Origin of the sequence: Breznakibacter xylanolyticus, assembly GCF_003254275.1 — a bacterium.
Classification (GTDB): domain Bacteria; phylum Bacteroidota; class Bacteroidia; order Bacteroidales; family Marinilabiliaceae; genus Breznakibacter; species Breznakibacter xylanolyticus.
Window position 1 is genome coordinate 1 of sequence record NZ_QKZK01000042.1, and the last position, 26,819, is coordinate 26,819.

Below are 26,819 nucleotides of genomic sequence, written 5' to 3' on the forward strand. Positions count from 1 at the left end.
AATGAATTGTTCATTTTCGAGTTCGGATTTGTGTACTACAGATTTTCGCTTTGTAAAGGTAGCGTAATGACGCTAGCTCTCCACTAAACACGGTAATAACCGCTATAGATTCCCGTTTCGGGGTTGGTGCGCATGGATACTTTGAAATACATGCCCCAAAGTAAACATGTAAACCGCTGATATACAATACCCCCTTGTGTACTACAAATGATTTTTCGAAAATTCAGACACTGATTATCAATGTATTACAAAAGCAAATAGAGCAAAAGAGACTATTTTGAGGTGAAAAAAGGTGTTTTTTTAATGAATTTTGGATGGAAAGCTGCAAGATGGGTTAATACAGTAGATAAAGCTTTCAACTCTTATTTGCATTATTTATTAATTTATTCCTGCTTCAGTTGCGAGCGGAAGACGAGTTTGTCTTTTTTGTCTGTTAAAAACGGACATTCATCTATATTGGACGTTTTTTAGTCAATGAAAAGTAACCAATGTGTCCGGTTGACGGTAAGAGAACATGAACCACTGATAACCTTCATCGTGATTTAGCGTAATAAGTAATGACAGAAAAATTGACGGTTATGTTGTACGTGATAATAGGCCTGGTGATGGTGTTGATTGCATTGATTGTTGTGAATCGGCGTATCGGCAGTTGGATGACAGAAAAGTATGGCAAGACAGCTTTAGAAAAGGTTTTATTTGTTCGAGGAGGTGTCTGTCGGAATCAAGTGATTCAGGTGATTAGAGAAATCACATTGCAGCGCTTGAGTGACGAAGAGGCGCTAGATTACTTTTTGAAAATTAAAGGACTTCAGGTTGTTGGTTTAACCGGGCCGGTAGGTTATTGGATGCGTCGATACCTGATGACGGGTACGCGAGCTCGTCTAACATATTTTGAGCAGGTGAAATTTTACGAGGCCTTTTTGAATTTTGTCCCCCAGGAGTGCCATCAAAGCAAGACAGAATATACTTCGTTGTCGACGTTTCCATTGACGGAGGCGACCCAGGAACTCATCCGTAATCCATCATTGATGCGGACGCTGGCGTTTACGGGAACCGGAGATTAGGGATGATGGCAGTGAAACCATGACGACATGACGAACCTGTTGCCGGGTGAGTCTGTGTTCATAGGGGGTTGCCCTCAATTTGTGAAGAAGCCCTTTCAGAAGGCGGAGGATTATGAAAAGGGATGTCCGAGATTACATGCTCATGCTGTGCAGATGACAAGATAAGCATGATTCAGATAATGGAGAGCGTCGATTTGTGAGGGATTCGCGATTCTCACGTGATTCAATTAAAGTGTAAAAGAGCAGCGGAGGGTGGTCATGTGCTGACTACCCTCCGCTGTTATTGTGTATTACGTTATTTGAGTTCAAATTTTGCTTTGCCGATTTGTTTTCCATCGGCGAAAAGATCGATGTCGTATTTTCCGGCCATTAATTCGCCTTCGTCGGCGTCGTATATGATGGCCAAGTCGATGTTTTCACCGCCGTATTCCACGGTTTTTGCAGCCGAGAAATTGATTTGGCTACCTTCGAATGCGAAGCGGTCCTCATCGGCATGAAAGAGCAGCGCGCCATCGGGGCGTTGCAGTCGCATGAAGATTTGTTTCTCGCCCACGGGAGCAGTGACGTTTTTGAGCAGGGTAAAGGAGACTTTGATTTTGTCGGTACGGACGGCCTTGTTGGTTTCCTTATTGCGGTTGTTGAGACCCATGGCCGTGATGCCGTGGGTTTCGAGTTTTGCGGCGATTTCCACTTTTTGAACCAGCGTTTCCTTTTCTTTGGAGAGTTCAGAGTATGAATCTTGAATTTGGGAGTATTGTTGTCTCACTTCTTTGTTTTCCTGCGTCAGTTGTTGGTTTCGCGAGTTGAGCGAGTCGATTTGGACGATGAAATTTCTCATGACGTTACGCAGCGACGAGAGTTCCTTTTTGTATTGGTTGATTTGGGCCGCGTTGGCCGATTTCATGGTTTTAATTTCCTCGAGGAGTTGCGACACGCGTTCACGTTCGCGATCTAAGTGTTGGTTAATTTCAGAGTTGTTGGTTTGTAGAGAGTCGTATTCGAGCGCGAGTTCGCTGTAGTCGCGAGCCAGGATTGCTTTTTCGAGCGTGATTTCGTCAATTTCTTTTTCTTTTTCGACCACGACCACTTTTTTATCAATCATCAAATAGACGACCAGAGCCAATAATAATCCGATGGCAATGAGGAGGTATGTTGTGTTTTTTGTGAATTTGGGATGATTTGATTGATTCATAACATATGAGTTTGTTCTCTGTTTTGTTTTTGTCAAAAGGACAACCTGATTTGTAAAAAATGCAAGGTTTCAGCTTTGTTTGGGCATGTCCAGATGAATGATGCCGCCAAATATAACCCATTTTGCTGCAACGGTCGGTGAGGATGGGTTAAAAAATCATGCGAAAGCCTTCAATTTTGTATGATGGATTGATGCCGGAGGAGGATCGACGAGATGGAATTCTGGTTTGTACTTTAAAAAAAATGGGTTGTTCGTTTTTTACCGTGAATTTAGTCGTTGCTGATTATTTATCCGAATTGGTTTCGTAATGTTTTTGAAGCAACACAGAGTAGGATTAAACGCCGAGGCCCTAAGGCGCTGAGTATTATTGTAACACTTTGCGTTTAAGTGAGAAAGCAGGTAATTCGGAAGGGGTATGTAGTTGTTATGTCAAATAAGAGTTTAAAGTTTATTTATTGCATTAAAATGTGGACACTAATCATCTTAAGGAAAGATAAAATTGATCTTGACGCTGTCATGACCTTATGTGTGCTGTTGTGAGTTTACACGTTAGTGATGGGGAGTTTCATTTAAAAGACACGATTTGTGTTTGATTGTCGGGTGTAAAATAAAAAAAGCCCCGAGAAACGGGGCTTTTATAGATGAAGAGGGAGGGGAATTAACCGCGAATGGCTTTGATACCGGGCAATTCTTTACCTTCCATGTATTCGAGCATGGCACCGCCACCGGTTGACACGTAAGAGATTTGGTCGGCCAGTTTGTTTTTGTTGACGGCAGCTACCGAGTCACCACCTCCTACGAGGCTGTAAGCGCCTTTAGAGGTCGCGCGAGCAACGGCTTTGGCCACTTCGGTGGTACCTTTTGCGAATTTGTCCATTTCGAACACGCCCATGGGGCCGTTCCAAAGGATGGTTTTAGAGTTTTCAATCACATTGCTGAAGATTTTGATTGATTCGTCGGCAATGTCCAATCCCATCCAACCGTCGGGAGTTTCGTTGGTTTTAGATGTGTTGGTGTTGGCGTTCGCATCAAAAGCATCGGCGTTGATGGCGTCAACGGGCAAATAGATTTTCACGCCTTTGGCTTCGGCTTTTTTGAGGATTTCCAGCGCCAGATCCAGTTTATCTTGTTCGCAGAGCGATTTGCCAATTTGACCGCCTTGAGCTTTGATGAAGGTATAAGTCATCCCCCCACCAATGATGAGGTTGTCAACGCGGTTGAGCAGGTTCTCGATCAGGAGGATTTTGTCGGATACCTTGGCACCACCCATGATGGCCGTGAAAGGTTTTTCGGCCTGGGTCAACACTTTGTCCATGGCTTTCAATTCGGCTTCGATAAGGTAACCGAACATGCTTTTGCCGGGGAAATACTCAGCGATCAAAGCGGTAGAAGCGTGAGCGCGGTGAGCAGTCCCGAAGGCGTCGTTCACGTAACAATCAGCGTAAGAAGCCAATTTTTTGGTGAAAGCCTTTTGTTTTTCTTTGATGTCAGCTTTGGCAGCTTTTTTCTCTTCGTCGGTGGCTGTTTCGGGCAAACGTGGTTTCCCTTCTTCTTCGGCGTAGTAACGGAGGTTTTCGAGCAAGAGCACTTCACCGGCTTTCAGATCGGCAGCCATTTTTTCGGCAGAAGTACCAGCGCAGTCATCGGCAAATTTCACTTCGCGACCGATGTGAGCTGTCAGACAAGAGATGATGTGCTTAAGCGAGTACTTTTCCTCAACACCTTTAGGGCGGCCGAGGTGCGACATCAGGATGACAGAACCGCCATCGGCAAGAATTTTTTTGATGGTAGGCAACGCACCGCGGATGCGAGTGTCGTCGGTTACTGCAAAGGTTTGTTTGTCGAGGGGCACGTTAAAATCCACGCGGATAATTGCCTTTTGACCCTTAAAGTTGTAGCTGTCAATTAATGCCATAATGCTATGTGTTTTAGGTTTTCAAAATTAAGGCTCAAAAATACAAATTTTCCACATTCGAGTGTTTTATTATTTTCTACAATTATTGATGAGGTGATAAGTATCAAGATGTGAGTATCAAGAATCAAGGCGGATGGAGGAGGAGACAGTGAGATGAGCTTATGAGAGAGCGGCGATGCCATTAAAGCTTGCGCTTTGCATAAACAGTTGAAGGAATCCGAAAATAAGGGGGAATCGTAGTTTCGTTTAAAGGAATGAATTGTTGATTGAAAAATATTTTTCAGAGTTCACATCCTGCGGTTTTTTGTGTTACGAAGTTGATATTTTGTCTTTTGGATGGAAGTTTTCGTCAAAAAATACTTTATATAATATCAATATTCCGATTTTTGCCGTATGTTTGCTTTTCAAAAAATATTGACTGTCATATGCGGTTTTGTGATAAAGTGGTGATGCTGTGCATAATCCTGATGATTGGTTCATCGGGGATGCATCTTCATGCATCACGCATTGATAGTTTGTTGCAGTTAATGGATCGCACAGTCGGTGATGACAAGCTTCATCACATGTCGGTGTATGCTTTGCAAGTTTCGGACAGTCAGCCTGACAGTTCGAGGCGAATGGGCGCTTTTATTTTAGAACGAGTGGGGCGTAACAATTTTGTGACGGTGGCTCACGCGAACATGGCCATTGGTCGCGCGTTGTTACACCAAGATCATTATTCCGAATCATTTCCTTACTTTCAAGAAGCCGAGCGTGCCTATGAGATGGGGCATAATGTGTCCGGGTTATTAGATGCTTATGTAAATATTGGTCTTGCTTATGGGGCGTTGGAAAGATATTCAGACGCATTGGAGTCCTACATCCGGGCAGAGCAACTAAGTCGTCAACAAGAACTGACAGCATATTTGGCGTATGTTTACACGCTGATGGCTGATGTTCAGATTGCACAGGATGATTTTGAAGGCTATGAGCATCGTTTAGCACAAGCGACCGATCTTTATGAATCGCTGGGCATACGGGCAAAGGTAGCAGAGGTGTCGTGTGATTTGGCCGATGCATTGGTGGAGCGTCATCAATATGAAAAGGCCGAGAGTCATTATTTAGAGGCGTTGTCAGATTTTTGGGCGCTTGATGATGACGGCAATCGGGCGGATGTGTTGTTAGATTTGGGGGTTTTGTATCAAAAGACCGGCGATAGCAAGGCGTTGTTGTTTATACAACAGGCCTTGGATGTTTATCGGGGATTGGGCGATGTATTGGGGCAGGCCAACTGTTATGCCCGAGTTGGAGATGGGATGGTTACACAGAAAGATTATGTATCAGCAGCCCGCGAATATGAAATCAGTGAGCGATTATATGCCCGGATAGATGCGCCACATCAACGAATTGCTAACCTAAAGCACTTGAGTCATGCGTATCGTCAAATAGGAGCGCTTGAAAAGTCATTGTCGATCACCGATCGATGGTTGGTGATTCATGATTCATTGCTTTTGAGTGCGCAAGAGGAAGAGGCCCAAGCAGATGCGTTGCTGCGTACACAACATCAGGCAGAGTTAGCATCTTTACATGATCGACTCGACACCCAATTTTTTTATTTTTTGCTCCTCGTTGTATTGTTGTTGGTGTTGATGACAGCGGGTGGCTTGACACTGTTTTTTTACAGGAGACATGCTGTGGAAGATCAGCGGATGATTGCATTGGATCAGAGTGTGTTGCGGTCGAATATTTCGCCGGGATTGATGTTTCATTCTCTCACAGCCATTCAATCCTTTATATTGGAGAACAAGCAGCGCACAGCCATCGAGTATTTGGGGGATTATTCTAAGTTGATGCGTTTGGTGTTGAAGTACAGTGAAGAAGAATACACCACGTTGTCAAATGAAAAGGAGCTGTTGGAATTGTATTTGAGTCTTCAGGCATTGCGATTTAACGAGCGCTTGAAATATATCATCCACATTGATGAGTCGATCGACATACAAGCCACGTTGATTCCCCCCATGTTGGGATTGCCGTTTTTGGAACGCATCATAGATCGTAGTACCAGTGAAATGGGGAAAGAAGGGATTTTGTGGGTTAGTTTTTCGAAGGTGAATCATTCGATTGTTTATCGCATTCATGACCGTGATATATCGGCGGGTCATTCCGAATTACAAGGGGGTGAGGCCTGGGAGCGGTCGAAGATTTATCAGGATGTTGTTCGTCGTATTCGTATTTTGAATGAAGGAAATGAAACGGTCAATCACATTCGGGTGAATGTTGAAGACATACCGGGAAAAACGTTTACCGGAGTGATGATTGAATTTACGTTGCCTGAATTTACGTTGAATGGCAATGCAGTATCGGTTCGAGATCAGTTGATGGATCACATTCCGCAGTCGTGAGTTATTTGCGTCCGAAATCGGCCGGTATTTCCCCCCAGTTTTCAGTGTCCCATTTCAATACTTGTTGAGTCCAAGTGTTATTGGCCAGCCAATATTCGGCACGTTGAATGATTTGGAAGAGCGCCGTGGTTTGCTGATTGATTTCCAGTTTAGAGTTGCATCGTTTTCGTCGGAGCCAGCTGAGGGCTGTTTCGGAGTCGGTGTAGAGCGGGATGTTTAGATTTCTCTTTTTTAGTTCAGCCAGTCCGTGCACGATGGCCAGAAATTCCCCAATGTTGTTTGTTCCGAGTTCATATTTTTGGTGAAACCATACCTGTCCCGAGGCTATGTGCACGCCGCGGTATTCCATCACGCCGGGGTTTCCGCTGCAAGCGGCATCCACGGCCAGGCTGTCGATGATGTAGTTTCCTGTTTTGTTTTGAAGAGACGGATGAGGGGGATTTTGTTTGGTGTCAGCATTTGGGGCGCCGTTGGCGAGCGCGTTTTGTGCTTCGACGAGCGTTGCAAAGCCCATGTATTTTGCATTCGGAAAACCCTGAGTCATGGCTTTGCATTCGTCCCAGGTGCGGTAGATTCCGGGTTTAAGACCAATCCAAACGACGTAGAAGTTTTTTTTTGCCATGACGGAAGTGTGAGGTAATAAAAATCAGGCTCTATTCTGATTTGTGTGGGTAATAATAAGTGTGTATTTACTCAGACCTATATTTCGTGCCCTCAAGCCGGGCGGGCTCTTACTTTTTGGCTACAGCCCCAAAAAGTAAGCAAAAAAGGCCGCCGCTGACGTAAAATGGCTAAAAATCATAGGCCTTCGCTAAAATCTGCGAACTCGCAAGCTCAAACAGCGCATATTTTTTAACGCTCAGGCCTATGATTTTTTTAACGCCATTTTCCGAAGGCGGCTTAGTTACCTTGTTTGATTTCGTGCTTTCATGTTTGTTTACCCATAGAATTCGACATAGAGCCAAAAATCATTTAAATCAGCCCACCGTGGGGGGGGGCGAATGGGGAGGCACAGTCGTTGGATTCTTAAAGGTTTATGACGAATGAAAGATTCAATTTACATCCATTGTTTTCATAGAGATCCAGATCCCTCATCTGCATTCATTGTGCAAAGATAAAAAAAAGAGGGTGGCCGTTGCCACCCTCCGTTCAGATACAAACAAAAGTACAAAAGTTGATCGGTTATCCGCATTTCGACGAGCCGCAGCTTTGGCAAATGAGACATCCTTCCTGATAGATGAGGGTGTCGGATCCGCAGTTTTCGCAATGCCCTTTTTTGGCCACTGTTCCGTCGGGGATATATTTTTTGAGGGCGCGTTCCACGCCGTTTTTCCAAGTGTTGATGCTTTCGTTATCGAAGTGCAGACTGGCCACGAGGTTGAGCACGTCTTCGATGGCCATGCCATGACGCAACACGCCTGAGATCAGTTTGGCGTAGTTCCAGTATTCTTTATTGAATTTATAGGAAAGGCCTTCGATGGTGATTTTGTATCCGTGTTTATTGTCGTATTGGAAGTCGTAACGAGTGGTTTCCTCATCTTCCTTGTTTTTGATGATGCGGCCGCTGGTCACGCTTTTTGGGATGAGGATGCCATCTTCGTCATCGGCCAACCCAGTAAAGACCTCGTAAGGACGGCCATCGAGCAATCCCACGAATGCAATCCATTTTTCTTTGTTGTTTTGGAAACGCACCACATCAGCCTCGAGCACCTTTGGACGCGTTGAGGAGAATCGGGCGATATCTTCCGATTCTTTTTTCTCTTTGTTGCCGGTATCGGCCACCAGAACGCCGGCTCGACAGCCGTCGCGGTACACAGTCACGCCCTTGCAACCGCTTTTCCATGCTTCGACGTATAGACGCCCTACCAGTTCTTCGGAGGCATCGGCCGGGAGGTTGATGGTTACGCTGATGGAGTGGTCGACCCATTTTTGGATTTCGCCCTGCATGCGCACTTTGTTAACCCAGTCGACATCGTTGGAAGTGGCTTTGTAATAGGGTGATTTTTCGATGAGCGCATCCAGTTCCGTTTGGTTGTAACGTTTGGTCACGTCGTAACCATTGGCTTGCATCCAGGTCACGAATTTGTGGTGGAACACAATGTATTCTTCCCAGCTGTCGCCCACTTCGTCCACAAAGTCAACGCGCACTTTTGGGTCGTTGGGGTTAACTTTTCGGCGGCGCTTGTACACGGGCATAAACACGGGTTCGATGCCCGAGGTGGTTTGCGTCATGAGGCTTGTTGTGCCGGTTGGGGCAATGGTCAGCAGGGCGATGTTTCGGCGTCCGTACTGGCGCATGTCCTCGTAGAGTTGCTCGTCGGCAGCGCGCAGACGTTGGATGTATGGGTTGTTGCGTTCGCGATCGAAATTGTAGATTGGGAATGCGCCACGTTCTTTGGCCATATTCACCGAAGAACGGTAAGCTGCCAATGCGGTGTTTTTATGAATTTCGACAGAGAAGTCAATGGCGATGTCACTTCCGTATCGGAGTCCCAAAGCAGCCAGCATATCTCCTTCGGCGGTAGTTCCTACGCCGGTGCGTCGGCCTTCGATGGCTTTTTTGCGGATGTTGAGCCATAGGTTGCGTTCCACGGCTTTGATTTCGGGATTTTCGGGGTCGGCATCAATTTTTTCGATGATGGCGTCAATTTTTTCGAGCTCCAGGTCGATGATGTCGTCCATGATGCGCTGAGCGAGCATCACGTGTTGGCGGTACAGGTCAAAGTTGAAACGAGCTTCGGGAGAAAACGGGTGCTCTACATACGAGTATAGGTTGAGAGCCAGCAATCGACAACTGTCGTAAGGGCAGAGCGGTATTTCGCCGCAAGGATTTGTGCTCACAGTGCGGTATCCCAGGTCGGCGTAGCAGTCGGGAACCGACTCACGGATAATGGTGTCCCAGAACAGGATGCCTGGTTCGGCCGATTTCCATGCGTTGTACACGATTTTGTCCCAAAGAGCTTTAGCATCAATGTTTTTGGTGTACTTGGGCTGATCGCCGTCGATGGGGTATTGTTGGGTATATTGACGTCCTTTGGTCACAGACTGCATGAAGTCGTCGTCAATTTTTACAGACACATTGGCGCCTGTAATTTTACCTTGTTCCAGTTTGGCGTCGATGAACGATTCCGAGTCGGGGTGTTTAATGGAAACGCTGAGCATGAGGGCGCCGCGTCGGCCATCCTGAGCCACTTCGCGGGTTGAGTTGCTAAAGCGTTCCATGAAAGGCACGAGCCCGGTAGAGGTGAGGGCTGAGTTTTTAACCGGCGAACCTTTCGGGCGGATGTGAGAGAGGTCGTGGCCAACGCCGCCGCGACGCTTCATCAGTTGTACCTGCTCCTGGTCGATTTTCATGATGCCACCGTACGAGTCGGAGTTGCCGTCGTTGCCAATGACAAAGCAGTTTGAAAGGGAAGCGATTTGGTATTCGTTTCCGATGCCGGTCATCGGGCCACCTTGAGGGACGATGTAACGGAAGTCGCGCATCAATTCAAAAATCTGGTCTTCGGACATGGGGTTCGGATACCGCTTTTCGATGCGAGCGATTTCAGCAGCCAGACGTCGGTGCATGTCGTCGGGGGTGCGCTCGTAGATGTGACCGTCGGAGTCTTTGAGTGCGTACTTGTTCACCCAAACGCGAGCTGCCAGTTCATCGCCTTTAAAGTATTCCAGGGCTGCATGAAAGGCTTCGTCGTTAGAGTAGGTCTTTTTCATAAGGGTCAGATTGAGTTCTTGCGTTGCCATGATGAGGTTAATTTTTTAAAGATGTAGAAATATGGGGTTTAAAGATTTTAATCTTGTTGATTTTTGTGAATGCAATTTACGCATTAGTTTTTGAAACGGACAAACTGCAGAGTGTTAAAAAACGCCCCCAGTTTTCAAATATATAGTTCAATAGGCAGAAAAACAAGGGGTATGCTTGTTGATAACTTCGTGAAAGTTGTCCGAAATTGAAATTGTTGAAAAAAAAACGGTTTAAAAATTTTGTATTGATTCAAGTTTTGTAAGTCGGGTGAAATCAGTTTCAAACCGCCGATTTCATGAGGCTGCAGCGCTATGTTGTTTGTTTTTTTAGCCCTATTGTTGAAACGGGAGGGACGTTTTTTAGGCGTTGTTAAAATGGCGTTATCATCAAATAATGTTGGAATGAGTGGATGATTAATCTCTACTTTTGTGCGATTATCAATAAGTGAGAGATATGTTGTCGTTGCGAATTTTTTTTCAGGAGCGCCGTTTTTTTGCTCCGGCCTTTATGTATTTGTGTTTTGCGATGGTGTTTAGCACCTGGGTTGTGTACATTCCTTATTTGGTTTCGAAGCTTCATATCAGTGAGATGGAGGTTGGCACGGCTCTTTTTTGTGCCTCTGTAGGTTCGTTTGTGATGATTCCGTTGAGTAATCGTCTCACCGATTTGTTGGGGGTGGGTCGTCAGGCCTTTATAGGTTTCGTGTTGTATGGGACATCGTTGTATGGCATCTTTTCGGCGCCAACGTATCATTGGTTGTTGGTAGCTTTGTTTTATTATGGGATGACGAGTTCTGTGTTTGCCATTGCGTTAAACTCGTTGATTGCCGAGATTGAGCGACGAGCAGGTAAGTATATCATGACCGGGAGTCACGGGTTTTGGAGCATTGGTGGCATCATAGGAGCCTCCATTGGCGGTTATTTGGCCGGACGTTTTGGTCAGCCGTTGTTGCATGTGACCGTTTTATTGGTGTTGTTGATAGCGGCGCAGCTACTGTTTCGGAAAGAATATTGGAATATCAAAGGCGAAGCACGCCGCAAGGGAGGGAGCGGTCATTCCGTGTGGCGTCCCTTGTTATTGATTGCCTCTATAGGGATGATTATGCTTGCTTCCGAAGGTGCCATTGCCGATTGGAGTGCTTTATTTCTGGAGAAGGAGGTGATGGTGAGCGCCGAGTATTTGGGTTTTGGGTATGCGTTGTTTGCAGGTGGGATGGCCGTGGGGCGATTTACCGGTGATGGGTTGAGTGCCCGTTTTGGTTCGTGGCGTCTGTTGGGGATGGCCATTGGCACCAGTCTGCTGGGTTTTGTGCTGGTGTTGACCGCGCATTCCGTGGGTGTTTTTGCCGGATTTTTGGTTGTGGGATTGGGATTCTCCATTGTTGTGCCCGAGATTTATCGTTTGGCGACCAATATTCCGGGGATACGACCCGCGGACGGTATTTCGTTTATCGCGGCGTCATCTAATGTCGGGTTTTTGGTTGGTCCGGTGGTGTTGGGTTTTGTGGCGCGGATGTATTCGCTGTATGTCAGTTTTATTTTGCTGACTGTGTTTGTATTGGGGGCTTTTGTGTTGGCGTTTGCCGGGCGGAGAAAAGATGTGGCGAAGTGAGGTGGTGCTTTAAAACATCTTTCTCAGTGTAATTAAATAAGAACTGACACTGATTTGTAGTGAGATAGGATGAGATTAGTGAGGAGAGGAGATCTCAGTGCAACAACGGAAAAGAGTTATTTAGAAACATCAATGGCGCTGAGTTGATTTTGGTAATGTCTTGTTTTGCAATGGGCACAAGGAACTCGTCAATGATCGTGCTTCATAGAGAGTAAAGCATACTTGCGGCTTGGTTCGTGTGTTTGTTGTTTTGGGTGTGAATTTATTTTTTGGTTTTTTGTCCACGAATTACACGAATTACACGAATTACACGAATTACACGAAATTTCCCTTCGGTTATCGGCCTTGGCGTTTTGTAAATCACAGAGTTTGGTTTGAACACAGAGTCAGAATAAACGCAAAGGCGCGAAGGCGCTGAGTTATTTTGTTACGCCATGTGTTTAAATAACAAAGCAGATAGCTCAAAAGAGTTATATAGTAGTGACAGGGGCTAATTCGTCGAATTTGGATATTGTGATGGCAACTATGATGTTGCTGGTGTGCTCTTTCACTTTTGCGCTTTGCCCAATAATCATGTTTCTGAGTGTCTCCGATCGGCGTCATGGATGTTGCATGAGTCGATAACTATCGTGAGTTGCTATGACATAGTGTCTTGGTTTTCAAAAACCTCGCTCATGATGAGTTCGGTGGCGCCGCGCATAGAGTTGACATATTCGCCGGCTTTTTCGCCCGATTGAATGAGGAATTCAGGGTTGCTAAAGAATTGTGTAAAGTAGTCGTTGAGGTCGTCGTAGTTGTTGATGGTGAATCCGCCGCCCACGTGAATGAGGTCGATGGCTTCTTTAAATTTTTTGTGGTTGGGGCCAAAGACAACCGGTGTTGAGTATGTGGCTGCTTCGAGGGTGTTGTGGATGCCTTTGCCGAATCCGCCGCCTACGTATGCCACGCTGCCGTAGCGATAAATCGACGAGAGCATGCCAATGGTGTTGAGCACCATGACTCTGAAATTTTCGACCCCGTGAGGTGCTTGTGTGTATCTGAAATGAGGTACCCTGAAGAGCGTTTCAAGTTTTAAGATGTGTTCGTCGTGTACCTCGTGGGGGGCGATGATGAGTTTGACGTTTGGGTGTGAGTTGATGTATTTGGCTAACAGGATTTCATCTTTGGGCCAAGTGCTGCCGGCGACAATTACTTTGTCGCATCCCTGAGTGAATTTTCGGGCGATTTCCACTTCGCGCGAGAGGGAAGCGATTTCCCACACGCGGTCGAAGCGCGTGTCGCCACACACGACGGCATTGTCGTATCCGGCTCGTTTGTAGAGATCCAACGATTTTTGATCCTGCAGGTAAAATTTGGAGTAACATCCCAGTATTTGACGGAACCATTTGCCATACCATTTGAAAAAAGGTTGGTGTTCGCGAAAGATCACCGATACGCCATAGATGGGTATGTTTCGTTTTTTGAGTGCGCTCAGGTAGTGAAACCAGAATTCGTATTTGATGAAAAAGGCCATTTCGGGCTTGATGGTATCGATGAAGCGTGCAGCGTTGCGAGGGCTGTCGCCCGGCAGGTAAAAGATGTGATCGGCCATTGAGTAATTCTTGCGCACCTCGTACCCAGAAGGGGAGAAGAAGGTGAGCAGTATTTGTTTGTCGGGGAATTGTTTCTTGATGGCTTCGATCACCGGTCGTCCCTGTTCAAATTCGCCCAAAGAGGCGGCATGAAACCAGATGACGGGCTTGGTGAATCGCATATAGGAGAGCTTTTTCATGGTGTCCCTACGTCCATGAACCAGCAGTCGCGCTTTGTGGTTGAACAGGGCAGCCAGGTGAATCAGGATTTGATAAGCGATTAATCCGATGTTGTAAAGTAGTCTCATGACAATGAATGATAGATGGGCAAATATAGTATTTTATTAGAGCTTGTAGAGGCGTAAGCCTCTCCGGTGTGAAATGAAAAAAGCTCAACTTCAGTTGAAGTTGAGCTTTTCGTACCCAGAGCCGGGATCGAACCGGCACAGGGGTGAACCTACTGGTGTTTGAGACCAGCGCGTCTACCAATTCCGCCATCTGGGCTTGTTGTGGGCACAAAAGTAGAGGAAAGTTTTAATTCTGCAAGGGGTTGGTAGGGGTTTTTTAATTTATTTTTTCAGTTTGTTTGCATCTGTCAGGTTGTGAGTGTGTTGGGATTTGAGGTTTTTTGTTCATGGCGTCATGTCGTGTGTCGATCTTCGGTTTTCAGATGTCTAACATTTGTTTTTTAGAGTCAAAATAAACGCAGAGACGTGAAGGCGCTGAGTTCATTTGAACGCTTTGCGTTTAAATAAAAAGCAGATAATTCAAAGGAGTTATATCGTAGTTTCTTATTGAGTGATGTTAAAGTGGTAAATGATAATACATGCAACAATGTCGTTTAGTTAAGAAAAGAAGACGTGAGACGATGAGACAGATGATGAGATGAGGAAAGATAATTAGAAATCAATGTCGTTTAGTTAAGCCCCAACGGGGCGCCGGCAATAGAGCAGGGCAAAGCCCTGTTAAATGTAGACAATGAACTCAAGCCCTGAAAGGGCATAAGCTTACGCCCTTTGACTTCGTCGATTTTCAATTTAGGGCTCTAAGATTGAGTTTGCATTCATCGTAGGGCGATGCCCCACGCTACTGCTTATCGCCCTTTCAGGGCTTAACTTAACGACATTGAATCAGAAATGTCTTCTTTGTCTTCACAGTCTTCACAGTCTAATTTATCTGCTATCTTAAATTCTTCTTGTCTATTATTCGATTGTCACTAACTCAATGACATTGCTTTAAGATTATTGATAAAGTGCCTTTTTTTAAAAAAAACAAACCTTTTGGGGATGTTTCCTGTGAAGGGTTACTTTTGTGGCTTCAACAAAAAGCGACGGAGCGTTTACTATTTCTTACTCCGCCACTCCCCGCAAATTATCGTTGTTCCGGTGTTTGGTTTCCATCTCAAATTGAGGTGCGAATTGTGTGTTTGAATTGCCTGACGGTGGTTTAGGCATGGTTGTGATGAAGAGGTTTGTCGTGTTCGCATTTATCGAAGGCATTTTGTGAATCCATTGCATGCATCATTAATGATTTAAAGCGTCAACCGTGATGTGTATCATATATTAAACAAGTATTTAATCTTTTCGATTTTCAGCAGAAAGTCAATTACAAGACCGAGGTCTTGTCGGGTTTAACTGTCGCACTGGTGCTGATTCCCGAAGCCATTGCGTTTGCGATGATTGCCGGACTTTCCCCTTTAACCGGTTTGTATGCTGCTTTTATGATGGGTTTTGTGACCTCCATCTTTGGGGGACGTCCGGGGATGATTTCCGGAGCCACCGGCGCCGTTGCTGTAGTACTGGTGGCGTTGGCCAAGTCGCATGGGCCGGAATATATTTTCGCCACGGTGGTATTGGCAGGCATGATTCAGGTGTTGGCCGGTGTGCTTAAGCTTGGTAAATTTATTCGTTTGGTGCCGATCCTGTGATGTTTGGTTTTGTGAACGGTTTGGCCATCGTGATCTTCATGGCACAGCTCGATCATTTTAAAGAGACAGGCGCAGAAGGGGGGATGCAATGGATGACCGGCAGCACTCTGGCTTTGATGTTGGGATTGGCCGCATTGACGATGCTCATTATTTGGGGACTCCCCAAGCTTACCAAAGCCATCCCCTCATCGTTGGCCGCCATTGTGGTGGTGGCTGCCATTGCCATCGGTTTTGGTGTCGACACCAAAACGGTGGGTGACATTGCATCGATACAAGGAGGATTTCCTCCGTTTCACATTCCTGCCATTCCCTTTAATGTCGAAAGTTTGGGTGTGATATTTCCATACGCACTCATTATGGCCGGAGTCGGATTGATTGAGAGTTTGTTGACGTTGAATTTGGTGGATGAAATTACCAATACCCGGGGATGGGGTAACAAGGAGTGTGTGGCACAAGGGTCTGCCAATATGTTGTCGGGCTTATTCAGTGGCATGGGCGGGTGTGCGATGATCGGGCAAAGCCTCATCAATATCTCCTCCGGAGCCCGTGCCCGATTGAGTGGTATTGTGGCTTCGGTGATGTTGCTGGTGTTTGTGATGTTTGGGGCTCCGGTGATTGAAAAATTACCGATGGCAGCTCTCACCGGGGTGATGTTTATGGTGGCCATAGGTACATTTGAGTGGGCCAGCTTAAAGACCTTTGGTAAGATGCCTGTGGTTGATGTATTGGTGATGGTTGTGGTGGCGTTGGTGACGGTGGTGTTCCATAATTTGGCGCTGGCGGTGTTGATAGGTGTGATTATTTCGGCATTGGCTTATTCGTGGGAAAATGCCAAACGCATCCGTGCCCGCAAATATGTCGATGACAACGGGGTGAAGCATTATGAGATTTATGGCCCCTTGTTTTTCGGGTCAGTTACCGCATTTCAGGAGAAGTTTGACGTTTTGAATGATCCCACCGAGGTGATCATTGACTTTAAGGACAGTCGAGTGGCTGATATGTCGGGCATTGAGGCACTCAATCGCATCACTGAGCGTTATCGCAACGAAGGGAAGACCATACACCTGAAGCACCTGAGTTCCGATTGTCGAATGTTGTTGAAGAATGCCGAGGAGGTGATTGATGTCAATATTATTGAAGATCCTACCTATCGTGTGTTGTTGAATAAACCGGTCGGTAAATAAGTCGGTTTGTTATATGAGTACAAAGTTAAGACTCAACGCAAAGACGCGAAGACGCTGAGTTATTTTGTACCGCCTTGCTTTAAAATAAAAAAGCCGCTGTTGCGGCTTTTTTTAATTCATTTTTTGTCACCCACTAAGGTGATGATGATATTTTATTTGATCATCGACCCGGGTTTAACCATTTCGGAGGGTTGAACAAAGCAGAGTTTTCCATCGGCATTTTCGGCCATGAGGATCATGCCCTGCGATGTGATTCCTTTGAGGTCGCGGGGCGCCAGGTTCACCAGGATGCTGACCTGACGGCCGATTATTTCTTCGGGGGTGAAGAATTCGGCGATGCCCGACACGACGGTTCGTTTGTCGATGCCGGTGTCTACCAGCAGTTTCATCAGTTTTTTTGTTTTGGGCACTCGTTCGGCTTCCAGGATGGTTCCCACGCGGATGTCCATTTTAGAGAACTCGTCGAACGAGATGTTTTCTTTGGCCGGGTCAGCAACACTACAAGCGGCTTGGTTGGCCGCTTTAGAGGCCGCCAGTCGGTCGAGTTGCAGCTGAATTTCGGCATCTTCAATTTTGGCAAAGAGGAGCTCGGGTTCGTTGGTTTGATGTCCCGGGGCGAGCAGGTCGGTGCGTCCGGCGTCGCTCCAGGTGAGGCTGCCTAAGTTTACCATGTTGCGGATTTTGGCGGCGGTGAAAGGCAAGAAGGGTTCACACACGATGCCCAGGTTGGCAGTGATTTGCAGCGACACGTTCATGATGGTTTTGACCCTTTCGGCATCGGTTTTCACCAGTTTCCAAGGCTCCATGTCGGCCAGATATTTGTTGCCCAATCGGGCCAGGTTCATGGCTTCGCGCAGCGCCTCTCGGAAGCGGAACAGGTTGAGCGATTCCTCCACACGAGCCACAATGGCAGTAATTTCGGCCAGCGTCTCTTTGTCGTAGTCCTGGAGTTGGCCAGCGGTGGGGATTTTACCCTCGTAATATTTTTGGGTGAGCACCACGGCGCGGTTTACAAAGTTGCCCAAAATGGCCACCAATTCGTTGTTGTTACGCGCCTGAAAGTCTTTCCAGGTAAAGTCGTTGTCCTTGGTTTCAGGAGCCGCGGCCGTGAGCACGTAACGCAGCACATCCTGCTTATCTTTAAAGTCTTCGAGGTATTCGTGCAGCCACACGGCCCAGTTGCGCGAGGTTGAAATTTTGTCGCCCTCCAGGTTTAGAAATTCGTTGGCGGGGACGTTTTCGGGCAGAATAAACGACCCTTCGGCTTTGAGCATCGATGGGAAGACGATGCAATGGAACACAATGTTGTCTTTCCCGATAAAGTGGAGCAGTCGTGTCTCTTTGTCTTTCCAGTATTTTTCCCAATCGGGGGTGAGTTCTTTGGTGGCCGAGATATAGCCGATGGGGGCATCGAACCACACATACAGCACTTTCCCGTCGGCGCCCTCAACAGGCACAGGCACGCCCCAGTCGAGGTCGCGGCTCACGGCACGTGGTTGCAGCCCTTGGTCGAGCCACGATTTGCACTGACCATACACGTTGGTTTTCCATTCTTTATGTTCTTCCAGGATCCATTGACGCAGAAACGGTTCGTGTTTGTCGAGGGGGAGGTACCAGTGTTTGGTCATCTTCATCACCGGCGTACTGCCCGAGATGGTCGATTTGGGGTTGATCAGATCCAGAGCGTTGAGCGATGTGCCACAGCTTTCGCACTGATCACCATAGGCACCGTCCTTATGGCAATGAGGACAGGTTCCGGTGATGTACCGGTCGGCCAGAAATTGTTTGGCTTCTTGGTCGTAAAATTGTTCAGAAGTTTTTTCGATGAATTCGCCCTTGTCGTAAAGAGTTTTAAAGAAATCGGATGCTGTTTGATGGTGAACCGGCGATGAGGTTCGCGAATAAATGTCGAATGAGATGCCGAATTTTTCAAAAGATTCTTTGATGATGCCATGGTATTTGTCCACCACGTCCTGAGGCGTGATGCCTTCTTTTTTTGCCTTGAGGGTAATGGGCACTCCGTGTTCGTCCGATCCACCAATCATCAACACATCTTCGCCTTTGAGGCGGAGGTATCGCACATACACATCGGCAGGGACATATACGCCTGCAAGGTGGCCAATGTGCACAGGGCCATTGGCATAAGGTAACGCGGTGGTTACAAGCGTTCTTTTGTAATTGTTTGTCATAATTCAGGCAACTCTATTTGAATACACACTCGGATATGCCGGGTTGATGATGATTTTTGAAATAACGGGCGATTCTTTTAAAATTGGGATCGAAGGTGGCAGGCCGACAAAAATGTTTAACTTGGCAAAGATAGTGAAATAGCCTATTCGGTTATCTTTGAGAGATAAGAAAACACCGCGTAAGATATAAACGCAGAGGCGCAAAGACACTGTGTTTTTTTGTTTAGATATTTGTTCGTTTTAGCGTTCACGATGCGACTTTAACTAAAATTCTGAATATATCAATCTGGTGTGTTGGGGTGTTTGTGTCTTTTGGGTTTGAGAGAAGTGAAAGTTAGCGGTTTTCGAGGTTGTGTAAAAAATAGTTAGGATATGATAGTTCCTTCGTTTATAAAAAAGCAGGCCACCTTCGGCTTGGTGGCACCGGCCGGTAAAGTCGCACCAGAAGTGGTGCAGCAGGCGGTGATGGTGCTTCTGGATGCCGGATTTGGTGTCGTCAAGGGGCGTTACATCGATGGTGTCCATCACCAGTTTTCGGCTACCGATGCACAGCGTCTCAGTGATTTGCAGATGATGATGGATGCGCCCGAGGTGGATGTGATCCTATGCCTTCGTGGCGGTTATGGCACCATGCGTTTGGTGGATGGGTTGAATTTTTCCGCGATGGCAGCTCGCCCCAAGTGGCTGGTGGGATTTAGCGACATCACGGTGTTGCATGCAGCCATGCAGCGACAGGGGCTTGCTTCGTTGCACGCATCCATGCCCAAAGGGTGGATGGATGGTCATGCGGTGAGTGATGATTTTTTGCGGCTGATGGATCTCCTTGTCGGCGAATGGCCATTGTATCAAGTCGCACCACATTCTTTGAATCGTGTCGGTGAAGGACGTGGGGAACTTTGTGGAGGCAATCTGTCGTTGTTGTATGCTTTGCGCGGAACCCCATACGCTTTTGACCCACGGGGCAAAATACTTTTTATCGAGGATTTGGCCGAGTATCATTATCATCTCGATCGGATGATGCAGAATTTCAGATTGGGTGGCGTATTTGACGGTCTGTCAGGATTGGTGGTTGGACACTTTACGGAGATGAAGGACAATGTCACCCCCTATGGCCAGTCGGTGGAAGAGATTATTCTGGAAGCAGTGCAGGGATATGATTTTCCGGTGATGTTTGGCTTCCCGGCCGGGCATGCATCGCCCAACTATCCGCTGGTGATGGGGCGAGATGTCAGGCTCACGGTTAACCATTCAGAGGGATGTCTTGATTTTTCGGGTGTGTGATTTGTTAAGTCGTTTTTTAGCTGAAAGCATCCATTTTATAGTTTTTAAGAGGGATGAAGATGTTCCGTGAGTTGAAGAAGGGGAATACCCCCATCGCAGGACTGCATACTCATTCCTTAAATCAATTCTGATTTATGGCACAACACAACGAATCCGGTCACATTGGCGAAGAGGAAGCGGTTCGCTTTTTAGAGCTCAAAGGGTTTGAGATATGGGAGACCAATTGGCGTTATCATCCTTACGAAATTGATATTCTTGCCCGTGATGGCGATTATTTGGTGGTGGTAGAGGTGAAAACACGTTCCACACAAGAGTGGGAACACCCCAAGGAGGCCATTGGGCGCAGTAAAATCTCATTTTTAAGCAAGGCTGTGGAGGCTTATATTAATTTGCATCAGATTGAATTAGAGGTTCGGTTCGATGTGGTGTCCATCATTCGTCATGGCGATGCGTTTGAGATTGAACATTTGCAGGAGGCTTTTCATCCGGAGGTGAACCGCTAAGGAATGGAGATAACGACGCGTGTTGAACGAGGTTTTAATTTTATGCTTGAGTGTCTGAGTTTTGTATTGGTTGGTTCTAAAACCTTCCAGGTTTAGATAAAGCAGCGCAATTAATTGAGTAGTTCTTCTATCTCCCTCTTTAGTACCACCCTTGCATCGGCAAGTTTGTCCTGCCAGTGTTTCACAGAGTTTTGACCAATGACGTCGGTGACATATTTGATGGCGACCAATGTTTTAGAGAGGTGCTTGCACACCGACGCAATGGCGAAGGCCTCCATTTCGAATACATCGCCGGTGCCGTCAGCATCGGTGAGGAAGGTGTCGCCGGTGTTGCAGACAGAATTGAAAGTCCATTTATTCAATGCCGGAGTTTCAGTTATCTCGTTCAAGAAATCGAGTTGACTTTTGAGTCCAAATTCCTTTAATTTTTCCATGTCGCGGTCAATAAAGGTGTGGCATCGGTGGATGCTTCCCACCGGGTGGTGCACCGAACCGCAGGTGCCGATGTTGATGACCAGGTCGGGATTGTGTTGGGTGATGGCCTCGAAAGCGGTGATGGTGGCGTTGACTTTACCCACGCCTGATTGAGCAAGCGTGATGTGATGTTGCGGCAAATCGAGGGGGAGCAATTCTTCGGCTACCGCATAGAGGATCAGGATTTTCATGTGTTAGATAAAGTATTAAGATATGAGTATCAAGACGCAAGACGATGAGAATTTTTAATTATCTCACGATTTTCGTTTCAATGTCGTCAAGTGAGTGCGATTCACAAAAAAGACAAGAAGATGAATAGACTATAGACAGAGAGATTGGACTGAAGGGACAAAGAGAACAGATCTAAACATCTGTTTTCATCTCATCATCTTTCTTCTTTGTCTGACCTCTTTTTCTCTTAACTAACGACATTTATTCTCGCTTTGTGATTCTTAGGATTGATTTCTGTGTTTGTGATTTAGTATGTGGCTGTATTATAAGTTATTGTCTAATTATTACCCGAATCTGGAGTTGTGAAGGAAGCGATGTGGGTGGATTGATCTGCCCTTGCACATTGATTTATCATCTAAAGAGACTCATGCAAATGTAATATTTGCAGATGATGCATGAAAAGACAAAATGATGCGATGCAAAGAATGATTGCTCATTTGGGATGACATTTGTTTTCGGAATTATTTTGGGATGAAAAATACAATCGTTTGTACTCTTTGCGAAAAAAATGACGTTGAGACGCAAATTTTCGGCAGAAGCTCATGTTTGACTTTTGCGCAAAATTAGAGGCCATTTTTTAGGTGTGTGTGCAGTTTGTTTTCATGGTGTGTGCGGCATTTGAAAGGATTAGAGAAAAATATCCCTTTTAACATTCATGTTTTCAGGTGGTCGTGTTGAGTTGCGAAAGTGTAAACAAACCTCAAAAAGCTTTTCGTTAAGTTGCAGGTGTGTCAGGCTTTTACCCTCAATTTGAGGTGTAGTGCAAAAATTGCGTGTTAATTAACGTCGATTAACTAATGAAAGCTGGCGAATTGAAGCCTGCTTCTTTAAATTTGCTTAAGACGATTATCACAAAAAAGCGCTAAACATTGCGATGGGAAAAAAGGCAGTATCATTAAAGGATTTTTCGGAGGCGTTAGGCATATCGGTGTCAACGGTTTCGCGTGCCTTAAAAAATCATCCCGACATCAGTCTGGAGGTTAAGAAAAAGGTGCATGAGATGGCCAAGACACTCAACTACCAGGTGAGTGCGTCGGGCGTAGGCTTTCGGAATGCTTCCACCAAAACCATCGGGGTGATTGTACCCAACATGGAGCGTTATTTTTATGCTTCGGTGATCAGTGGCATTGAAGCGTTTGCACGCAAAAAGGGCTATTTCATTGTCATCGCCAATTCGCAGGAGTCGTATCAGCGTGAAATAGAGTGTGTCGAGAACATGGTACGACTCAATGTCGACGGACTTATTATGTGTCTGACCGAGGAGACACTTGACTATTCGCATTTTGATAAGGTGCGTCCCAAGGAGCTGCCGCTGGTATTTTTCGACCGGGTGTGTCGCACCAACGAGTTTTCGTCGGTGATTGCTGATAATGCCGAAGCGGCAAAGGCCATTACCTGTCACCTGGCCGATAGCGGTTCGCAACGCATCGCTCACATTGCCGGCCCCCGGCAACTGAATATCACGCGTGAGCGTGTTGCCGGTTACCTGATGGCGCTCAACGATAAAGGATTGGAGTTCGACAAAGATCTTTTGATTCATACGGGCATGAAGCCCGAGAACGTGATTGAGGCCGTGAACCGATTGTTGAAGTTGTCGAAGCGTCCCGATGCCATTTTTTGTGTGAACGACACTGCTGCCTACGTGACCATGAAAGTGTTGCGCGATAACGGGCTGCGCATTCCTCAGGATATTGCCGTGACGGGCTTTAACGACGAGTTTCACTCATCGGTGGTGGCTCCCGCGCTTACTACGGTTGCCCATCCGGCTTATGAGATGGGGCAGGAGACCGCCCGATTAATCATCAGTCAGATTGAGTCATTGCAGCCACCCACGCCGCGTCAAATTGTGATGAAGACCACCCTGGTGGTGCGTGATTCGTCCATCAAACAACAGCCTGTGGTGGCAGAACATCATTAAATAACAACTTAAAAAAACACATATCGTTATGAAACTCAACAGAACCAATGTAAAAGACGCTTCACGCGCACCCGAACGCATCATTCAATTTGGAGAAGGTAACTTCCTGCGCGCTTTTGTTGACTGGATGATTCAGGAGATGAACGACAAAGCTGATTTCAATAGCAGCGTGGTGGTGGTGCAGCCCATCGACAAAGGGATGGTGGACGTGCTCAATAGCCAGGACGGTCTCTATACATTGGTTGCAAAAGGGTTGAAGAATGGTCAGCCGGTGAAGGATGTGCAGTTGATTAAGTCCATCTCGCGCGGTATCAATCCTTACGCTCAGTTTGATGAGTACCTGAAACTGGCTGAGAATCCCGACATGCGTTTTGTGATTTCAAACACCACCGAAGCCGGTATTGCCTTTAATGAGCGCGACAAAGCCGACATGGTGCCCCCGTCTTCGTATCCCGCAAAATTGACCGTGTTGTTGCACCACCGTTTCAAGACCTTTAACGGCGATGCCCAAAAAGGTTTGATCATCATGCCATGCGAATTGATTGACCGCAACGGTGACAAGTTGAAAAAATGTGTGAATCAATATTGCGAACTCTGGAGCCTGGGTGCCGATTTCACCAAGTGGGTGAACGAAGCTTGTGTGTTCACCAACACGCTGGTCGATCGCATCGTTCCCGGTTACAACCCCGAAACTGCCAAGGAAGTGAACGCATCTGCCGGTTACGAAGATTCGTTGGTGGTTGAAGGCGAGCAATTCCACCTGTGGGTGATTGAAGGGTCACAGTGGATCAAAAATGAATTCCCTGCCGACAAAGCCGGATTGAACGTGTTGTTTGTGGATGATGTGACCCCTTATCGTACCCGCAAGGTGCGTATCCTCAACGGTCCTCACACCGTGCTCACGCCAGTGGCTTATTTGAGCGGCGTGGAGTATGTGCGCGAAGCAGTAGAACATCCCGTGTTGGGCAAGTTTATCCATCAAGCCATCTACAACGAGATTGTTCCTGCGTTGAACATGCCCGAAGCTGAATTGGTGTCGTTTGCCAACGATATTGTAGATCGTTTCCGCAACCCATTTGTGAAGCATGCCGTGATGAGCATCTCACTCAACTCGGTATCGAAATACAAAGCCCGTGTGCTCGACACGGTGAAAGAATATCTGGCCAAAAAAGGGCAATTGCCCAATAACCTGGTGGTGGCCATGGCTGCGCTCATCGCCTTTTACCGTGGAACCTTAAATGGTAACCCCATTAATGTTCAGGACGAAGCTGTCGTGATGGAAGTATTCAACAGTGCCTGGGCAAAATATGATGCCAAACAATTGGATGCTGCCGGGGTGGTGAATGCCATTCTGACCAACACCACTTTGTGGGGCGAAGACTTGACGCAAATCAAAGGTTATGCCGACATGACGGCTTGTTACCTCTCGAAAATCCTTGCCGATGGCATGTTTAAAGTGGTTGAAGAGTGCGTGAACAACAGCGGCCAGTGTGGTTGCTGCTGTAAATAAGTTGATTCACGTGGAATTGACGATTCTTAAGTAAATGTTTGTGTTTTTCATAGATTAAGTGGCAGTGCCCGGAACCGGTTTCGTCCGGCAACAAATGTCGGTGTGACAACCGGTTCCGGTACTGAAAATTCAAAAAACCAACGCCATGTCAAAAATTATCCTGATTGACAACAATGATAACGTTGCGGTAGCGCTCACCGATTTGCCGGCCGGTTTTCAGGCCGATGTGAATGGAAGTATCGTGACGTTGAAAACAGATATTAAGCGGGCACATAAGTTCGCCATCAAGCCCATTGCCGTGGGTGAAGATGTGATGAAATACGGTTATGCCATTGGTCACGCCATCGCTCCCATTGCAGTGGGTGAGCACGTGCATGCGCATAATGTGAAGACCAATTTGAGCGGGACGCTCGAGTATCGTTACGACCCCAATTTTGAAGAGGTGAGCATGCCGCAGCGCAATCTTACTTTTAAAGGTTATCGTCGTAAAAATGGTGACGTGGGCATCCGCAACGAAGTGTGGATTGTTCCCACCGTGGGATGCGTCAATGGCATTGGCGAGCGCATGCTGGCACAGTTGCGCAGCGAGATGGGTGGCGACATGAAGGTGGATGCCATCGAGATTTTCAAGCATAACTATGGTTGCTCGCAGTTGGGCGACGACCACGAAAATACCCGCAAGATTCTTCGCGACATCGTGTTGCACCCCAATGCCGGGGGCGTGTTGGTGTTGGGTTTGGGATGTGAGAACAATCAGCCCACGGCTTTCAAAGAGTTTTTGGGCGATTATGATGCCTCGCGCATCAAGTTTCTCGAAACGCAGCGAGTGAAAGACGAGCACGAGGAAGGCATGGCGCTGTTGCGCGAAGTGTATGCCATAGCAGCTGCCGACAAGCGTGAGGATGTGTCGATTTCGGAATTGCGCATCGGCCTCAAGTGTGGCGGTTCTGACGGTATGTCGGGCATCACAGCCAACCCGTTGCTGGGCAAGGTCACCGACATATTGGTGAGCCAGGGAGGCACTTCGGTGTTGACCGAAGTACCTGAGATGTTTGGCGCCGAAACCATTTTGATGAACCGTGCCTGCGACTCAAATGTGTTCGACAAGACGGTGCATTTGATCAACGACTTCAAGAATTTCTTTATCGAGAACAAACAGCCCATCTACGAGAATCCATCGCCGGGTAACAAAGATGGTGGCATCACCACGCTCGAGGATAAATCTCTGGGATGCACCCAAAAGTGCGGTAAGGCAACGGTCAAAGATGTGTTGATGTATGGCGATCGCTTATCGACCAAAGGCTTGAACCTGCTCAGTTCGCCCGGCAACGACCTGGTGGCCAGTACGGCTTTGGGCGCTGCAGGATGTCATATCGTGTTGTTTACCACCGGTCGCGGAACGCCATTTGGCAGTTTTGTTCCCACCATGAAAATCTCTTCAAATACGCCACTGGCCGAAGCCAAGCCCCACTGGATTGACTTTGATGCGGGTCCGATTGCCGACGGTAAGCCCATGGACGAAATGGCCGAAGAGTTGCTGCAATATGTCATTGAGGTGGCCAACGGCAAACGCGTTAATAACGAGATAAGGAACTATCGTGAGATTGCCATCTTTAAGTCGGGGGTAACCCTGTAAGGCAGTCTCCGGCACAATAAAGGTTGAGTCCGGAGGGACTTATCCCTGCTTTTTAGGAGTGTTTTACTGTTATGATGAGTTTTCAGAGAGAGACCCGTCCGGATTGTCCGGGCGGGTTTTTTCGTTGATAATGCGAATTAAGAGTTGAAAAATGAATTTAACCCATCTTGCAGCTTTCCATCCAAAATTCATTAAAAAAACACCTTTTTTCACCTCAAAATAGGCTCTTTTGCTCTATTTGCTTTTGTAATACATTGATAATCAGTGTCTGAATTTTCGAAAAATCATTTGTAGTACACAAGGGGGTATTGTATATCAGCGGTTTACATGTTTACTTTGGGGCATGTATTTCAAAGTATCCATGCGCACCAACCCCGAAACGGGAATCTATAGCGGTTATTACCGTTTAGTGGAGAGCTACCGTAATCACAGCGGCAGGGTATGCCATCGTACGCTGTTGAATGCTGGGTTCTTAGATGCGTTGGAT

At 46.7% G+C, this 26,819-nt stretch carries 16 protein-coding genes, 1 tRNA gene and 1 pseudogene; 10 read left to right on the top strand and 8 right to left on the bottom strand.

The window, feature by feature from the left end:
- Positions 1 to 578: 578 nt before the first annotated feature.
- Positions 579 to 1,064, top strand: coding sequence for a hypothetical protein (locus LX69_RS15615; protein WP_146260769.1), 486 nt, complete (start codon positions 579 to 581; stop codon positions 1,062 to 1,064).
- Positions 1,065 to 1,359: 295 nt separating this feature from the next.
- On the opposite strand, the gene LX69_RS15620 is transcribed toward LX69_RS15615, so the two are convergent.
- Complete coding sequence (locus tag LX69_RS15620; protein ID WP_111446978.1) at positions 1,360 to 2,256, bottom strand: hypothetical protein; 897 nt, start codon at positions 2,254 to 2,256, stop codon at positions 1,360 to 1,362.
- Positions 2,257 to 2,914: 658 nt separating this feature from the next.
- Positions 2,915 to 4,171, bottom strand: a complete 1,257-nt coding sequence (locus tag LX69_RS15625; protein WP_111446979.1) for a phosphoglycerate kinase — start codon at positions 4,169 to 4,171, stop codon at positions 2,915 to 2,917.
- 467 nt (positions 4,172 to 4,638) lie between these two features.
- Here LX69_RS15625 and LX69_RS15630 point away from each other — a divergent pair, with 467 nt between their 5' ends.
- Positions 4,639 to 6,552, top strand: a complete 1,914-nt coding sequence (locus tag LX69_RS15630) for a histidine kinase (RefSeq protein WP_221621392.1) — start codon at positions 4,639 to 4,641, stop codon at positions 6,550 to 6,552.
- 1 nt (position 6,553) lies between these two features.
- Here LX69_RS15630 and LX69_RS15635 read toward each other — a convergent pair whose 3' ends face one another.
- Positions 6,554 to 7,174: a ribonuclease H1 domain-containing protein gene (locus LX69_RS15635; protein ID WP_111446981.1), complete on the bottom strand. Its 621-nt coding sequence runs from the start codon at positions 7,172 to 7,174 to the stop codon at positions 6,554 to 6,556.
- 560 nt (positions 7,175 to 7,734) lie between these two features.
- Entirely contained in the window at positions 7,735 to 10,296 is a 2,562-nt protein-coding gene (locus LX69_RS15640; protein ID WP_111446982.1) for an adenosylcobalamin-dependent ribonucleoside-diphosphate reductase, read from the bottom strand.
- Positions 10,297 to 10,750: 454 nt separating this feature from the next.
- On the opposite strand from LX69_RS15640, the gene LX69_RS15645 reads away from it, so the two are divergent.
- Complete coding sequence (locus tag LX69_RS15645) at positions 10,751 to 11,908, top strand: MFS transporter (RefSeq protein WP_111446983.1); 1,158 nt, start codon at positions 10,751 to 10,753, stop codon at positions 11,906 to 11,908.
- A gap of 637 nt (positions 11,909 to 12,545) precedes the next feature.
- Here LX69_RS15645 and LX69_RS15650 read toward each other — a convergent pair.
- Positions 12,546 to 13,787 (bottom strand): 3-deoxy-D-manno-octulosonic acid transferase, encoded by a 1,242-nt coding sequence (locus LX69_RS15650; RefSeq protein WP_111446984.1) that lies wholly within the window; start codon positions 13,785 to 13,787, stop codon positions 12,546 to 12,548.
- 112 nt (positions 13,788 to 13,899) lie between these two features.
- A tRNA-Leu gene (locus LX69_RS15655) sits at positions 13,900 to 13,983 on the bottom strand.
- Between the two features lie 1,141 nt (positions 13,984 to 15,124).
- Between LX69_RS15655 and LX69_RS18195 the strand changes: the two are divergent.
- A pseudogene (locus LX69_RS18195) lies at positions 15,125 to 16,086 on the top strand (SulP family inorganic anion transporter); the annotation flags it as partial.
- A gap of 51 nt (positions 16,087 to 16,137) precedes the next feature.
- Positions 16,138 to 16,590, top strand: coding sequence for an STAS domain-containing protein (locus tag LX69_RS18200; protein ID WP_245935044.1), 453 nt, complete (start codon positions 16,138 to 16,140; stop codon positions 16,588 to 16,590).
- 152 nt (positions 16,591 to 16,742) lie between these two features.
- Here the strand turns inward: LX69_RS18200 and metG are convergent, their stop codons facing one another.
- Positions 16,743 to 18,779 carry a methionine--tRNA ligase gene (gene metG, locus LX69_RS15665; RefSeq protein WP_111446985.1) on the bottom strand — a complete coding sequence of 679 codons (2,037 nt, stop codon included), beginning with the start codon at positions 18,777 to 18,779 and terminating at the stop codon, positions 16,743 to 16,745.
- Between the two features lie 372 nt (positions 18,780 to 19,151).
- On the opposite strand from metG, the gene LX69_RS15670 reads away from it, so the two are divergent.
- Both LX69_RS15670 and LX69_RS15675 read left to right on the top strand, forming a co-directional pair.
- Positions 19,152 to 20,060 (top strand): S66 peptidase family protein, encoded by a 909-nt coding sequence (locus LX69_RS15670; protein ID WP_111446986.1) that lies wholly within the window; start codon positions 19,152 to 19,154, stop codon positions 20,058 to 20,060.
- Between the two features lie 134 nt (positions 20,061 to 20,194).
- Positions 20,195 to 20,563 (top strand): YraN family protein, encoded by a 369-nt coding sequence (locus LX69_RS15675; RefSeq protein ID WP_111446987.1) that lies wholly within the window; start codon positions 20,195 to 20,197, stop codon positions 20,561 to 20,563.
- 110 nt (positions 20,564 to 20,673) lie between these two features.
- Here LX69_RS15675 and LX69_RS15680 read toward each other — a convergent pair whose 3' ends face one another.
- Positions 20,674 to 21,228, bottom strand: coding sequence for a 5'-methylthioadenosine/S-adenosylhomocysteine nucleosidase family protein (locus tag LX69_RS15680; protein WP_111446988.1), 555 nt, complete (start codon positions 21,226 to 21,228; stop codon positions 20,674 to 20,676).
- Between the two features lie 914 nt (positions 21,229 to 22,142).
- On the opposite strand from LX69_RS15680, the gene LX69_RS15685 reads away from it, so the two are divergent.
- The 3 genes from LX69_RS15685 to LX69_RS15695 all read left to right on the top strand — a co-directional run bounded on the left by LX69_RS15685 (position 22,143) and on the right by LX69_RS15695 (position 26,332).
- On the top strand, positions 22,143 to 23,186 hold the full coding sequence (locus LX69_RS15685; RefSeq protein WP_111446989.1) for a LacI family DNA-binding transcriptional regulator: 1,044 nt from the start codon (positions 22,143 to 22,145) through the stop codon (positions 23,184 to 23,186).
- Between the two features lie 28 nt (positions 23,187 to 23,214).
- Positions 23,215 to 24,696, top strand: coding sequence for a tagaturonate reductase (locus tag LX69_RS15690; RefSeq protein WP_111446990.1), 1,482 nt, complete (start codon positions 23,215 to 23,217; stop codon positions 24,694 to 24,696).
- Positions 24,697 to 24,841: 145 nt separating this feature from the next.
- Positions 24,842 to 26,332 (top strand): UxaA family hydrolase, encoded by a 1,491-nt coding sequence (locus LX69_RS15695; RefSeq protein WP_111446991.1) that lies wholly within the window; start codon positions 24,842 to 24,844, stop codon positions 26,330 to 26,332.
- The last annotated feature ends 487 nt before the right edge of the window (positions 26,333 to 26,819 follow it).

Coding starts and splice junctions, on each gene's coding strand:
- LX69_RS15625 (WP_111446979.1), bottom strand. CDS start 4,171: ATGGCATTAATTGACAGCTACAACTTTAAGGGTCAAAAGGCAATTATC.
- LX69_RS15630 (WP_221621392.1), top strand. CDS start 4,639: ATGATTGGTTCATCGGGGATGCATCTTCATGCATCACGCATTGATAGT.
- LX69_RS18200 (WP_245935044.1), top strand. CDS start 16,138: ATGGTTGTGGTGGCGTTGGTGACGGTGGTGTTCCATAATTTGGCGCTG.
- LX69_RS15675 (WP_111446987.1), top strand. CDS start 20,195: ATGGCACAACACAACGAATCCGGTCACATTGGCGAAGAGGAAGCGGTT.
- LX69_RS15620 (WP_111446978.1), bottom strand. CDS start 2,256: ATGAATCAATCAAATCATCCCAAATTCACAAAAAACACAACATACCTC.
- LX69_RS15680 (WP_111446988.1), bottom strand. CDS start 21,228: ATGAAAATCCTGATCCTCTATGCGGTAGCCGAAGAATTGCTCCCCCTC.
- LX69_RS15640 (WP_111446982.1), bottom strand. CDS start 10,296: ATGGCAACGCAAGAACTCAATCTGACCCTTATGAAAAAGACCTACTCT.
- LX69_RS15615 (WP_146260769.1), top strand. CDS start 579: ATGTTGTACGTGATAATAGGCCTGGTGATGGTGTTGATTGCATTGATT.
- LX69_RS15695 (WP_111446991.1), top strand. CDS start 24,842: ATGTCAAAAATTATCCTGATTGACAACAATGATAACGTTGCGGTAGCG.
- LX69_RS15685 (WP_111446989.1), top strand. CDS start 22,143: ATGGGAAAAAAGGCAGTATCATTAAAGGATTTTTCGGAGGCGTTAGGC.
- LX69_RS15635 (WP_111446981.1), bottom strand. CDS start 7,174: ATGGCAAAAAAAAACTTCTACGTCGTTTGGATTGGTCTTAAACCCGGA.
- LX69_RS15645 (WP_111446983.1), top strand. CDS start 10,751: ATGTTGTCGTTGCGAATTTTTTTTCAGGAGCGCCGTTTTTTTGCTCCG.
- LX69_RS15670 (WP_111446986.1), top strand. CDS start 19,152: ATGATAGTTCCTTCGTTTATAAAAAAGCAGGCCACCTTCGGCTTGGTG.
- LX69_RS15690 (WP_111446990.1), top strand. CDS start 23,215: ATGAAACTCAACAGAACCAATGTAAAAGACGCTTCACGCGCACCCGAA.
- LX69_RS15650 (WP_111446984.1), bottom strand. CDS start 13,787: ATGAGACTACTTTACAACATCGGATTAATCGCTTATCAAATCCTGATT.
- metG (WP_111446985.1), bottom strand. CDS start 18,779: ATGACAAACAATTACAAAAGAACGCTTGTAACCACCGCGTTACCTTAT.